The organism is Paenibacillus sp. FSL M7-0896 (genome assembly GCF_037975415.1).
GTDB classification, from domain to species: Bacteria; Bacillota; Bacilli; order Paenibacillales; family Paenibacillaceae; genus Paenibacillus_AQ; species Paenibacillus_AQ silagei.
This window is the reverse complement of record NZ_CP150250.1, coordinates 5,207,778-5,221,376: the sequence shown is the minus strand read 5'-3', so window position 1 is coordinate 5,221,376 and position 13,599 is coordinate 5,207,778. Positions and strand designations below refer to the sequence as shown.

Here is a 13,599-nt window from a genome sequence, read left to right as displayed (position 1 = left end):
GTTAATCGAAAAGCGGTCGCTGACGAGAATTGAAAATTCAGCAGTCTGGTCTGATAAACATACGTATCGATAATCTGGCAGGCAGATTTAGCGTATTTTGCAAAACATAAATTTGTGTGAGGTTGTTATTCAGCATTCCGCTGACAGCAAAAATAACGAGTACCATTAAGGTTGGAAGAATGCCCGGAATCGTCACATGGAGTATTCGTTTAGATCTTCCCGCCCGTCAATGGCAGCCGCTTCATGCAGACTCTGGTCATCCAGCCATAGTGGCCAAATACAGAAGGTCGCCCCACCTGCCTACTTTACCGGCAAGGACGAACTGGTCTGGCTCCAGGAGGATCCTGTATTTGGCCTAGCTTAAGTCAATTGAAAAGAATGTAACTGCGATCTGGAAATTTCACGACCCTATGCATTTAGCGGATACAGACCGGATCTATGGCGGCCTTCTCAAGGAACTGGAATGGGAGAATAAGAAGCTTGACGAGCAAGAGTCCTGTGGGTATCTAATTGAAGACACAACGGTTGGAGCACTGGCAAGTTTTCTGAAGCAGAGAACGGGTATGAAGGTTATTCAGATTGTCGGGAATACAGATACCGTTTGCTCACGAATAGGAATATTAGTAGAGGCTGAAGTCTCGGGCTTGGCAGGGAGCAAATGCCCATGGAACTTATGAGGGATAAAACACTGGATGTCATGACTAGCAACAATATCCAGGGCACTTAGTTCATTTCTAAAATGAACTGAAAATACTCATACCTTTCTTCGTAAGATACGGATATATTAGGTCTTTTAATGCCGTGTGTAATTCAATTCTTGGTATGCTTTCATCGTAATATTGTGTTGTATTTTGCCACCACATTCCACTCAAATACACAACAGTATATGCCAGCGTTTCATATTGTTTTGTAGAAATGTCATTACGTAATATTTCCTCTTGTTGAAGATTTAAGAAAGATGATAAATAGTACTGATAAATTTTTTGACGGAATGTATCCACACTACTGGCAATGGCACTCGATTCCTGACATAATTCTACAATATTTCGATAAAAAAATGCATTTTTTTTTCTATTCTCATTTATTCTCAAAAATGAATTTATCATATTCTCAAATGTTAACAAGCCATCTTGTTGATCGACGAAATTATGTAAAAATTCCGTATAAAGTTCACTTTGAATTGCAAAGACCAAATTTTCCTTTTGGGGAAAGTGATAAGTTAAATTTCCAATTGTGGTTCCAGCGGCTTCAGCAATATCTCTTAATGAAACATTATTATAACCTTCTTCATTAAATAAGCGCTCAGCTTGACTAAGAATTTTTTCTTTAGTAGTTGCCATTATTATATATTCCTTTTTTGTCATTTGTTTTATTGCTCTCTAAATAGAATATCATCAACCGTTTCCTTTATACAATAATGTTCAGAACTTTGTCATTTTCTAATGGAATGGGTATATTGACGACGATTCCAGTACAATGTACTATAAATGTATTAGTACATTGTACTGGAAAGGGGAATGAAAATGATTACCAAAAAAAGATTAAGACCACTCGCTCAGGATATAGGTAGAATGTTAGGACAAGGACTATCGCCAGAAGATTTTATTAAATTAATGAATCGTACCGAACTAAATTGCGATACATTGGAAAAAATTTCTGAAGGAGAAGATTTTGTATTAGCAGCAGATAGCTTGGGTGATGACGCATATGCATATGCCGAAGAACACGAGAAATTGGGACACTTGGCAACTGCAAGTCAATATTTTTCTAACGCTTGCGCATTATATCGTTTGGCAGACTACGGTATTAAAGATCCTACTGAAGAAAAAATGTCCATCAACAAGAAGATTTACAATAGTTTTAGAAAGAGTAAAGCAGTTACATCTTACGATAAAGTTATTAATATTGAAGTTCCATTCGAAGGGAATTCAATCCCAGGATATTTATTAATCCCTGATAATGCACCAAAAAATGTTCCTGTAGTTATTTACGTACCAGGTGCAACAGGTTACAAAGAGGAAAATTATCTAAATGCTCGAAAATGCTGGGAACGTGGGGTAGCTACGATCATTTTTGATGGACCGGGTCAAGGTGAAGCATTACATTATCGAAATATGTATTATACCGTTGATAATTATGAAAGAGCAGTAAAAGCAATCATTGACTTTATCCATAATGATCCTCGTCTTGGTAATAAGATTGGTATTATGGGTATAAGTTATGGTGGATATTTGGCAACCAGGGCCACATGCTTTAATAACGACTTTATTTCTGCACTTGTTTGCCGTGGTGGTTCTTCAAAAACAGATGATTTAACACGTCGTCCAATTGCTGGTATAGAAGATTTTTATTTAAAAAATTTCACATTCAAATTTAATGAATACGATAATGAGATAGCCAAAAAAATTAGCTCTGAGATGAACATTGGACCATTTCTAAAAAATATTACTTGCCCTGTTCTTGTTCAACATACTGAAGAAGACCCTATTCTAGGCGTAGAAGGTGCAAAAAATATTTATGAAATGGTTTCAAGTGAAAATAAAGAATATTATAAAATTCCAGGTAATGTACATTGTGGTTGTAACGAAAACGAAAAAGTCGGCAACCATGGTGCAGACTGGATTGTTGATATACTGTTGAATGCTTAAGTTTGAAACTATTAATCTTTAATTATTCATTAATGAACATAATTGCTGAAGGAAACCATCGGTTGTGCGGGGGGTTCCTTCAGTCCTATAAGGACAAAATATATTGTGTAAACTTTCAATTAATGTTTCCGTATATAAAAATTTATGAATAAATTATGTTTCTGTAAGCCGAACAATAAAGAGGCTCTAGAGTATTCACAATTGGAGAACCGCCTGAGGATAATATATACCTCAGGCGATTTTCTCATATAGACCCTTTAAGAAGTTGGAAAAGACGATGACTTACGGTATTCATTTGGGCTTATCCCCATTTTTTTGCGAAATACCTCCCGGAAATATGCTGTGTCTTGGTAGCCAACACTTTTTGATATAGTTGCCATTTTATTGTCTGTTTCGATTACTAAATGGCAGGCAAGTTCTATCCTTTTATACTGCAAGTAATCTGAAAAATTCATTCCTGATTGTTGCCGGAATAATCGTATGATATGTCGACTACTGAATCGAGCTTCCGTTGCCAGCTATACTAGTCAGATATAGAATCATTATTTTACCCTTCCTTTATGATTAACAAAATGATCCCGGTGACCACCAGACCCATATAGAAGAAAAGCTCTCTGAGCTGTTTCTTTTTGTCCACGCTCATCGTCCTCCTGTAGTTCCCATATAAACAAACTTATATTCATGGATATCAAAATGGACATGCAACCTTTTAGATCCAATCATCAACAAAGTATGTTCGCGTTTCTTGCCAGCCAGGAAGTTCGTTTGCATCTGTTAAGTTATAAAGCTCTCGAGTTTCTTGGAGGTTTACCCGGTCTGTTCCCATCAAGATTTTGATACTAGGAATATACAGCAGCGCTTGCCCGTACATCTTAACCTCAGGAGCTAGAAAGTCGACGACACTTGAGAGATAATTGCCAATCCGGCTTCATATTTACGGGCACGTTTCTCTACATTACGAAGGAAAACTAGGCTCTGTGGGACGTTAGGGTCGACATCAAATAACACTCATCACAGATCAGCAGCACCCGTTCTGTTCGATCCTGAGACATTTGTTCCCAACACCAGGATAAAAGGTTAAAGTACTGGGTTCGATTGATATTCTCAGAAGTATTCTGATGAGTATGGGGATCCAAATAAATGCAGCGGCTTTAGGTTTGAATCGTGCTGTGACCATTCCATAAAAAAGAGTCCCCACCATGTGCAATATCATGCAGCAGTAAGGACAAACTCTTTATAAACTTTATCGCCAAGTTTCTTTTCCTTACCATGAATCAAAGCGTAGAGGTCAGAAAAAGTTGGGAAGTCGGTGCTGGATAGTTTCATAATATCAGTGGTCCAAGTAATTTGAAACTGATCATATAATTTAATCAAGCATTGCTTAAAAACAGCCTTTTGCATCACGGTCAGGTCAGGGATGTAGATGTTAAAGAAGATTTCAAGATTCTTCAGATGCAGTGCATGTCGGACATACCATTTCCTTCATCTTTATAGAGCGGAAATTCCTCATCTTCTTCATCGCGGAGAGCAGGCGAATTTGCAGAGGATTAATTCTATATTCGATCCACCGCCGACGTTAATACAGTCACCGATTAACCTCTGGCAAAGCTCCTTATATTCCGATTCTGGATCAATAAAAATAATTTTGGTACCTTTCATGTATTCACTACGTGCCACATGTTTCACAGCTGTAGATTTACCTACGCCGGTTACGCCCATTATGACGATGTAAGAATTGGTTGGGTCGCCGCCGCGTTTCCGTGTAACGGCGATAATCAATCCGCCACTAGCATCCTTGGTGAAGTGATAATCGGTTCCAACGGTGAAGCCAGAACTTGCAAAGGGAAAGCCTCCCACAAAGGCACTCATAGGTTTAATTTTATTAGTATATCGCCAGTTTGATCTTGAGCAGGGTACGTGGTGGATAGGTGACGAAAGCTCTCTTGTTGGAGAGGGGGCAGGATGCGAATTTGGCAATGAATCATACTTAAGTTTTTTAAACTTGTCTACATACGCTGGTGAACTGCTTGTCATCTTCTGCAAATGGCATAACCATTACATTCATGAAGCTAACGGTTTCACCGTTTTGGTCAATCTGCATATTCTCACCATCTGTAGCCGCCCTGTCTGCTCGTTGACGGGTAAGAGGATCTTTTGCGCTGTTGGTATAGAAAATAGAATCGTGATACCGTGCGCGGTTTATATGAATATTGTAAAATTGACGTTCATTGTCGATCGAGAGACAGGGTTTGGATCGAATTATTATGTTAACAATGGCATTACATTAACAACAAAGTAATCAATATTATTTGAAGAAACAGCACATAATAATGATTATGCGCTGTTTTCTTGTAAGTTGATGTTTTTACTTGAGAGTCATAATAAGTTTTTAATATATCCACTGAAATCTACTGAATTACGTATATTTTATTAATTTTTGAATATACTATAGTATAGAACCATCGAATAGGCGAAGCTTGCTGCTAAGACAAAGACTGTACACTCGTTATTGAGTAGCAGTTTTTGTTTTTTTCTTTAGAAAAACCCTTTAGTCATTTCTATTGATACAAAATCAATTACTAATTTTGTTAACAATTATTACAAATCTGCCTCTGATTATAGATATGAAGTGATTCTGCTGAGTTAATTATTGCTAAAAGAAGTTCGCATATATATAATACAAACAAATGTTCTTTTATGGGTAAAAATGATTCACTACATTCTTTTATTAATCTTACTAATGGATATAGTTTCTGGACTTACTGTACAAATTATCAGGAGGACAATAAATGATAAGAAAAATAGATGAGATTATATTAAATAAAGAAAATAATTTACGCACAAAACCTCAACTTACCACGCATCAGTTACAATTGATAAAAAGTGCCATAAGTAAGTCAATTGAAGATCACAGTCCTTTGTGGTTGAAAGTCTTTTATCAAAATTATGATAGAGTGCTACATGGTATTGTAATGACTGCAGATTATCAGTTACAACGAATTGAATTGAGAACAATTAGGGAACAATCAGAATGGATAGAAATAAGGAATATCTTAAATATAATTTAAACATAGGAACTGTGACGGCCAGTCAATCCATTAGTACCGAATCTTGCAGGAGACTTATCAAAACTTAATCAGTAGAATATTAAAGGACGGGTCTTGGAGGAGTAATAAAAATTATTTAAAGTAATACAATGCCTTTAGCGCGGGTTTTGTCATATAAATTGAGGAAAGCTTTTTTTCGAAAACATCTGGTTAATCGATTCCTTGTTTATGAAGTGAATATATTTTAAGAAATATTGGATTCCTTAAAGTCTGAATGGATGGAAACCCTTAAGGAAAAAATAATCATATATCCATGGTTTGTGAGTTGGGATTAGCATTTACAATATATTGAAATGGATTTAATATATGAAGGTGCCAAGAATTTTCGTGGTAGAAAAATTTGAAAGTGGGTTCGAATTAATTATTATGAAAGCAATCAATCTAAGTTCATATGCTGACGCTTTTAAGGCTTTGAAAGTAGAACAATTCAATAGATATCTTTTATACTTTGGGATTTCGGTTAAGCAACAGGAAGGCAACGATATCAACGTCATGATTTCGGAACTTCTAGAAAGTGAAATTCTTTCTGTTCAGATGAGCGAATTTTATATTGGATATACTATACCTCAAATATCCAAAGAATTTGACCTCCTTCGTTTCGGGGCCAACTTTACACTCAACATTGAAGTGAAGAATAACAGCTCCCTGGAGCGTATCCAGAAGCAGCTATCTCAAAACAGGTACTACTTGCGCGCATTAGGTCAACCTGTCAAATCGTTCGCTTATGTTGCACAGACTCAAGAGATCTATACTTTAGACAATTCTGAAACTCTCATTAAGTCTAACATTACAGATTTGATTAATGTGATAAAAACACAACAACCTAAAATCGTTCCGGAAATAGATGCTCTATTTAAACCAAGCGAATATCTTGTGTCCCCACTAAATGCAACTGAAAAATTCATAGGCGGGAATTACTTTCTAAACGGCAGTCAACTATCAGCGAGAAGTGAAATTATAAAAATAATTGATCAGAAGACGTTGCCGTTCATCGCGATTGAGGGAAAACCTGGAACTGGTAAAACATTATTAACGTTTGATATTGCCAAACATTACATCGATAATGGATGGAATGTTGGGATTATTCATTGTGGTATGCTCTCAGATGGCCACGATATTCTAACTAACAATCATGGATGGAACGTCTATTCAGCAAAGGAATCAAACGCTGCACTAGCAGATAATGAATTCGACCTAATCATCGTTGATGAAACACAACGTATATATTCTGGGCAACTGAACAATATCGTCGATTATGTTACAACCAATAGCATTAACTGTATCTTTGCCTACGACCGCGATCAAATCTTCACATCCGATGAAATATTTCGTAATACAGCTGGAGTTATCGAGCAATTAAATCACAAAAAATATATGCTTACTGATAAAATAAGAACCAACAAAGAAATCGCTTCCTTTATCAGTAATTTGTTTAATAAGAGAAATGTTAATCCGGGAATTGAATATAAGAATATACATTTACGATATTTTAATTCACCATATGCTTTGGAAGACTACCTGAAGCAGTTAAGAAAGAATGACTGGGAAGTAATTAATTATACTTCTTCAAATCGAAATTTTCTTACTTATGATAAGTACCAGGTTGGATCACAAAATGCGCATAAAGTAATAGGACAGGAATTTGATCGCGTAGCAGCTGTTATTAACCAGCATTTTTACTATAATGGCGAAGGAATATTAATTTCAAAGTTCGAATCTGGTGCGCCAAAATACCGGTTAGATAAAATGTTATACCAGATGCTTACACGAGCACGTCAAGAGATAACGATTATCGTATATCAAAACCCAGTCATGCTCGAAGCCTGCTTAAAAATATTGAACAAATGAGTCTTCGGATCTAGATAGGAAGAGCATCCCAACCCAGAACTTATCACTACTCTCGATATAGTTACCGCCGGTTTTACGTCGGTCTCGAATTGATATAACATTTGAAGAACGATAAAAAGTTGAAAAGTTATCATTAGAGAGGGGCTGTCCCAAAAGCCATGAAATGGCTGCTTGAGACAGCCCTTTGTTTTGAAGTAAAATCAACGTGAGCACTTGGGTGGACGCTGCGCGAACGGACCGTTGTTCCAATCGCTGTGCTCTCCAGATTTTTTTCATTCCCCTTAGCGGTGAAAATCCGGAGACCAAGGCGACCGCTGCCGCTTTTCCACAATCGTTCCGTTCTCTCCGCTGTTTAAGCGAAAATAGACGACAATATTTATAAAAACGCAAAAAAAGAAACCTCTCTTTTATTAAAATGGAGTTACCACACAACCATTTCAAAGGAGGGGTTTCTTTGTACATTCAATATACCATGGACCAACTTTGCTTGCCAATGGATCTGGAAGAAGATATCCCGGAAAATCACCTCGTTCGCGTCGTGAATGCCGCCGTCAATCGGCTGGACAACGCCATTTTTGACGCTGCTTATCCCGGCGGCGGCCGCGACAGCTACCATCCCAAAATGCTTACTAAAGTCATGATCTACGCCTACACCCAACGCATCTATTCCTCCCGTCAAATCGCCAAAGCGGTGCGTGAGAGCATTCCCTTCATGTGGCTAGCCGGACGGCAGCGACCTGACTTTCGTACGCTGAATCGCTTCCGTTCCCAGCGGATGAAGAATGTCCTTGAAACGGTATTTACCGCCGTGCTTCAGTTTTTGACTGACGAAAAATACGTTTCTCTGGAGCATTACTTTGTGGACGGAACCAAGATTGAGGCCAACGCCAATCGCTATACCTTCGTATGGGGCAAAGCCGTTAGTAAACATAAGTCCAAGCTGCAAGAAAAGATACAGGCTTTGTTTGAGGGCATTGAGGCTGCAGAGAAACAAGAAGAACAGGAACACCGCGGCCAGGACCTGAGCGAACTTGGCGAGTCCGCTGAGATCAGCAGTGAGAAACTCGAACAAATGACTCGACAAGCCCCTAAAAAAGACGGTTCGGAAGTTGCGTAAGGATTTGCTCCCTCGACTGCAGAAGTACGAACATTATCAAAAGCTGCTTGGGGACCGGAACAGTTTTAGCAAGACCGATCCAGAGGCAACGTTTATGCGGATGAAAGAAGATCACATGCGAAATGGCCAACTGAAACCGGGAACCAATGTGCAAATCGGGACCGAAAACCAATTTATTTTAACCTACAGTATACATCAAAGACCAACCGACACCCGCTGTTTAGAGCCGCATCTGGAAAAAGCCCAGCAGATCCTAGGAAAATGGCCAAAGACAGTCATTGCGGATGCAGGCTACGGCAGCGAGGAAAACTACGCCTATCTGGAAAAGAAAGAGATACAGGCGGTGGTGAAGTACGGCAGCTACCACAAGGAAAAGACTAAAGCCTGGAAAGCGAATGTTGGTAAAATCGAAAACTGGACATACGATACAGCTGAGGATCACTGGACGTGCCCAGTTGGGAACAGGCTGCATTTCCACAGGGAAAGCAAGGAGACCCTAGAGAGTGGCTATGACATTCGCAGACGGCATTACCGAAGCAGCTCCTGTGAAGGCTGCCCCCTAAAGGAGCGCTGTACGAAAGCGGCAGGAAATCGGGAGGTGGTCGTCAGCCTGGAACGGCTGCGATACCAGAAACAGGCGCGCGAAATTCTACGGAGTGAAGAAGGTTACACCTTGGCCGTACGCCGAATGACGGAGCCGGAAAGTGTATTCGGACAACTGAAGAACAACCGGGGGTTCCGGCGATTTCTGCTTCGCGGCATGGAGAAAGTGACGCTTGAGGTCGGATGGCTTTCCCTTGCTCATAATCTGCTGAAGCAAGCCGCCAATGACCAAAAACGCAGAGCAGCGATCCTCCAATAACGGGAGAAACGCTGCTCTGCTCACTTTTTGTAGCATTAAGAATGAAGAGAACGGTCTTCCGCCGTAGAAAATCTACTTTTGGGACAGCCTCTTTTAGTTTTGTTATGATACATCGGCTTGTTAATAAAATATACACATGGGATATAAATAAAAGATAACAATAATTTATAAAAGTGATAGTCAAGGTCTTATGGTCTGTGCTGCCTATTATTAGGTAATGCTGTTTTCAACATTTCTTTAAACTTTAGATTTTGAATAAGCATGCTTATGAGATTACACTGAACAATCATTGACACTCTCAGTGTAAATAGAACTTTTAATTAAGAAATTAGTTTTCCACATCTAGGAGAAATGACATTTGCGATAGGTAGGAGAAATTTATAGTAATTAGAGGTATTTTCCAATATCATGTCGAAAAATACAATATGATCTATGTTGGAGGGGAGTGAAGTAAGTGCCAAAGCCACAAAAAAATGATGACACAAAAACAAAATTGGGTGATATTTACCATTATTATATAGTACTTAAAAACTGTTTGGAACTACAAGAGAAGGAGACTCTATATATAGAGAAATATGGTGATATCTCTCTTGAATCAAAACTAGATTCGAAAAACTGGGAGATTAAGCATCACACAACAAAGCATCAGTTAATAGACCGAAATATAGATTTTTGGAAAACACTTCGCAATTGGATTAAATATTATGAAAATATGAAACAATTTAAGAAATTGATTTTGTTCACAACGTCAGAATATCCGCTTCAGGGTTCTTTTCAAAATTGGAATAATATGAAAGGATCCGAAAAGATCGAGGCATTGATAAAAATTGGATCGATAAAAAAAGACGCAGAGGAAACCTTTCGACCTCTATATAATGAAATTTTCAAGAATGAATATGAAGTTATTTTTGAAATAATTGAAAAGACAGAGCTACATCTAAATCAGGTTGATGTTTCTCAAATTGAAAAGGAATTAGTAAAAAACTCATTTTTTAAAAATGTTAGAAAAGAAGATAGACATCATTTTATTACTTATTTAATGGGGCACATTTTGACTATCCCTGCTCATGATTCCGCTGCATGGAGTATTACTTGCGAGGAGTTTGAATCTATATCTTGTGAATTAAGGGATCGATTCAAAACGGATTCAAAGCCTTTGGCACTACCAAGAGATATTCCAGAATCACCGGAAAATATTCAAGAATATCACGGTAAAAATTTTGTTAAAGAGATAAAGGAAATACAGTACTTAACAAAGATTAGTTCCGCAATCTCAAATTATTATAGAGCACAAGAAACCATTATTCATATGTCAGTGGATAATCCGATTTTTTCATTAGACTTAGGTGATTTTCAAGAGGACTTAAAAGATTCATTGTCCGAGTATAAGTCAAGTTTACTTGATGAATGCGATACTAATGATTCCACAGATATTATTACTAAATCTAAAAGACACTATGACAAAGCTATGGAACATCCAGTATCAAATTTTGGAACAATCAATCCAAATCGTCCATATTTTCAGAAGGGAATTATTCATAAAATTGTTGAAGAAAGAGGATATACATGGAAGATAACAAAATAAAAGTAAAATACGTAGATCCTATTCAGAATATTACAACGAATCCTTTCTTCGCAAGCCGACTTTTACATTCCTTTTTTACTGGATATGACAAAGAAAACGCATCTTTAAATCTTATATATCTAGTGCTCCCTCTAGTATTTTATCGATCTTCCAGAAATTTATTGGTTACAGCTAAAAGTACGAGCTCCCTACGAAGCCTTTTCGTGGACGATTCGGTTAAAGCGACTTCTTTAGGAGGTCTACAGGAAAGAATATTATATTTCGAGAAAATTAGCAATCAAGCTCTTATCATTGCAGTAAACGATGAGAAAATGAAATTAGATGTGGAAGGTATAACTTTAAAAAAAACATTTGACTATAAAAGTATTTTGAATCAAAACGTTAAAGATTATTGTCGGGCAGCCTATTATCTAGGTTTGCTTTGTTCCAGAACAGAGTTAGCAAATATTTATCGTCTACTGGGGGTAACATTAGTATGAATTCATTTATTAAAGCTATTATTGTTTTTAATGATTATGGTGAGAAGCGATATGTAAAATTAAATGAGGGTTTAAATGTAATTACCGGTGATTCCAAGAGTGGGAAAAGTGCGCTTCTAGAGATTATTGATTATTGTTTAGGCAGTTCGAAGTCTACTATTCCTAAAGGCGAAGTTACAAAGTTCAGTTCATTTTATTCACTAATCTTTAGGTTTCCTAGTTATTCTTTGTTTATTGGGCGAAAGAGGTTTGAAGACACAGGAAGAAAGCAAATGTATTTATATAGAACATCCGAAGACTTAAATCCGGAGTTTTTGACTATCGAATTATTCTCGGAAGAAAATGTATTAAGTTTAGATCAAGCTAAAATTGAACTGAGTAGAGAATTTGGGGTTACTATTACGGATACAACTGAAGAAACTGATGCCCTGAGAAAAGAAGCTAGACCCTCGGTGCGTAGTATGACTTCATATATGTTCCAACACCAAAATCTTGTTGCTAGTAAATTTACACTTTTTTACAGATTTGAAGATTCAATAAAACGAGAGCAGGTAATTGGACAGTTCCCTATATTTGCGGGGTGGGTGGATCAACATTACTATAATCTTAAGCTTGAGTTAGACGAGCTGTTAAAAAAGAAAAAACGTACAGAAAGGTTACAACAATCTTATACTCAAGCTACTGACAAGATTAAAGCAAGACTGTTAAATACTTTTAAGCGCTATTATATGTTGGTTGGTGGGAAACTTGATGATAACATCTCTTTACAAAAATTATTACAATTAAGAAGAGAACTACCTGATTTCACTAGGGAAAGTTATTTATCTGAAGAGATGGAACATAGATATAATGAATTGAAAATGCAACGAGAAGAACGTAAACAACTTAGATATGATGTAGAAACGAGTATAAGTAATTTACAATTAAGTCATGGGTACGGGGAAAGCTATTCGTCAAATTTGAGCTCACTTCAGGCTACATTAAATCATTCAATAAATCTTCAAGAACATTATTCTTGTCCTCTATGTGGTCATAATGTTGACGAAATTAATGATAAAATAGTATCTTTGCGTGAATCAAAACAATGGTTGAAAAAAGAAATAAAAAGTGTAAAGGGGCATGGTGTTGAATTTCATGCTCAGATACAAAAATTAATGATTCGCAAGAATAATATTAATGAAGAAATTAGAGAGTTGAATAGTGAGATATTTAAGATAGAGAGCGTAACTGCACGGTTAAAGGATAAAAAAAGATTAGATAATGAAGTGATATATGCTAGAGCTGCCATTGATATTGAATGTAATACAATTGAAGAACAAATTAAGAGCTTGAGAAATTCAAACGATACTGACTCCGACATCGATAATCTCAATGCAAAAATAAATGGATACAATTTAAAAGTTACATATGCTCAAGCTACGACGTTTTTTAATACTAACATGAGTAGAATAATAGAAAAGTTGGATTTTGAAAAAGAATTCCGACCAGCTAATATTAATTTTCTTTTAGAGACATTCGATTTGTATCACCTAGAACAAGGGACGAAGTCAAGAGTTTATTTGAGCGAGATGGGGAGTGGAGCCAATTGGCTAGCTTGTCACGTGAGTTTATTTCTTTGTTTCCTACATTTTTTTGCAATACAAAAAAAATCATCCATACCTTCAATCTTGTTTCTGGACCAGCCAAGTCAAGTTTACTTCCCTGAGAAAAATTTAATAGGAGGAGATAAGCCACATGATTTCCAAAAAGTTGAAGAAATTTATAAAACGCTTCTAGAAGAAATAGATTTAATAGAGAAAATAGCAGGTTTTAAACCCCAAATTATTGTTACTGATCATGTAGGAGGATTAGATATTGAAGGATATAACTTTGATTCATATGTTCGTGAAAATTGGAGAGGTGACGATAATAAATTTATATAAGGGTTAATTAATTGAATTTAGAGGGAGTGTA

Annotated in this window: 14 protein-coding genes; 9 read left to right on the top strand and 5 right to left on the bottom strand. The window is 36.9% G+C overall.

Features of this window, described 5'->3' with window-relative positions; all coding sequences use genetic code 11:
* Positions 1-410 precede the first annotated feature (410 nt).
* A complete protein-coding gene (locus tag MKY12_RS22445; protein ID WP_339310907.1) occupies positions 411-677 on the top strand; it encodes a hypothetical protein in 267 nt (88 codons plus the stop codon).
* 57 nt (positions 678-734) lie between these two features.
* On the opposite strand, the gene MKY12_RS22440 is transcribed toward MKY12_RS22445, so the two are convergent.
* Positions 735-1,364, bottom strand: a complete 630-nt coding sequence (locus MKY12_RS22440) for a TetR/AcrR family transcriptional regulator (RefSeq protein ID WP_339310905.1) — start codon at positions 1,362-1,364, stop codon at positions 735-737.
* Positions 1,365-1,523: 159 nt separating this feature from the next.
* On the opposite strand from MKY12_RS22440, the gene MKY12_RS22435 reads away from it, so the two are divergent.
* Complete coding sequence (locus MKY12_RS22435) at positions 1,524-2,648, top strand: alpha/beta fold hydrolase (protein WP_339310903.1); 1,125 nt, start codon at positions 1,524-1,526, stop codon at positions 2,646-2,648.
* Between the two features lie 257 nt (positions 2,649-2,905).
* On the opposite strand, the gene MKY12_RS22430 is transcribed toward MKY12_RS22435, so the two are convergent.
* The 3 genes from MKY12_RS22430 to MKY12_RS22420 form a co-directional block, all read right to left on the bottom strand.
* The gene (locus MKY12_RS22430; RefSeq protein ID WP_339314949.1) at positions 2,906-3,166 is read right to left on the bottom strand and encodes an AraC family transcriptional regulator; all 261 of its coding nucleotides are present in this window, start codon (positions 3,164-3,166) and stop codon (positions 2,906-2,908) included.
* A gap of 691 nt (positions 3,167-3,857) precedes the next feature.
* Entirely contained in the window at positions 3,858-4,022 is a 165-nt protein-coding gene (locus tag MKY12_RS22425; protein WP_339310901.1) for a hypothetical protein, read from the bottom strand.
* Positions 4,023-4,163: 141 nt separating this feature from the next.
* A complete protein-coding gene (locus tag MKY12_RS22420; protein WP_339310900.1) occupies positions 4,164-4,682 on the bottom strand; it encodes a type IV secretory system conjugative DNA transfer family protein in 519 nt (172 codons plus the stop codon).
* A 755-nt stretch (positions 4,683-5,437) separates the two neighbouring features.
* Between MKY12_RS22420 and MKY12_RS22415 the strand changes: the two genes are divergently transcribed.
* On the top strand, positions 5,438-5,716 hold the full coding sequence (locus MKY12_RS22415; protein ID WP_339310899.1) for a YolD-like family protein: 279 nt from the start codon (positions 5,438-5,440) through the stop codon (positions 5,714-5,716).
* 405 nt (positions 5,717-6,121) lie between these two features.
* On the top strand, positions 6,122-7,603 hold the full coding sequence (locus MKY12_RS22410) for a DNA/RNA helicase domain-containing protein (protein WP_339310898.1): 1,482 nt from the start codon (positions 6,122-6,124) through the stop codon (positions 7,601-7,603).
* Here MKY12_RS22410 and MKY12_RS22405 read toward each other — a convergent pair.
* Complete coding sequence (locus MKY12_RS22405; RefSeq protein WP_339310896.1) at positions 7,583-8,065, bottom strand: hypothetical protein; 483 nt, start codon at positions 8,063-8,065, stop codon at positions 7,583-7,585. The two genes, MKY12_RS22410 and MKY12_RS22405, sit on opposite strands and share 21 nt — an antisense overlap.
* On the opposite strand from MKY12_RS22405, the gene MKY12_RS22400 reads away from it, so the two are divergent.
* From MKY12_RS22400 to MKY12_RS22380, 5 genes are all read left to right on the top strand, one after another.
* Positions 8,058-8,720 (top strand): transposase, encoded by a 663-nt coding sequence (locus MKY12_RS22400; protein WP_339310894.1) that lies wholly within the window; start codon positions 8,058-8,060, stop codon positions 8,718-8,720. The two genes, MKY12_RS22405 and MKY12_RS22400, sit on opposite strands and share 8 nt — an antisense overlap.
* A gap of 100 nt (positions 8,721-8,820) precedes the next feature.
* Positions 8,821-9,582, top strand: a complete 762-nt coding sequence (locus MKY12_RS22395; RefSeq protein ID WP_339310892.1) for a transposase — start codon at positions 8,821-8,823, stop codon at positions 9,580-9,582.
* A gap of 454 nt (positions 9,583-10,036) precedes the next feature.
* Positions 10,037-11,167 carry an ABC-three component system protein gene (locus tag MKY12_RS22390; RefSeq protein WP_339310891.1) on the top strand — a complete coding sequence of 377 codons (1,131 nt, stop codon included), beginning with the start codon at positions 10,037-10,039 and terminating at the stop codon, positions 11,165-11,167.
* Positions 11,149-11,646, top strand: a complete 498-nt coding sequence (locus MKY12_RS22385; protein WP_339310889.1) for a three component ABC system middle component — start codon at positions 11,149-11,151, stop codon at positions 11,644-11,646. Before MKY12_RS22390 ends, MKY12_RS22385 begins: the two co-directional genes overlap by 19 nt.
* A complete protein-coding gene (locus MKY12_RS22380; protein ID WP_339310887.1) occupies positions 11,643-13,568 on the top strand; it encodes a DUF3732 domain-containing protein in 1,926 nt (641 codons plus the stop codon). Before MKY12_RS22385 ends, MKY12_RS22380 begins: the two co-directional genes overlap by 4 nt.
* Positions 13,569-13,599 lie beyond the last annotated feature (31 nt).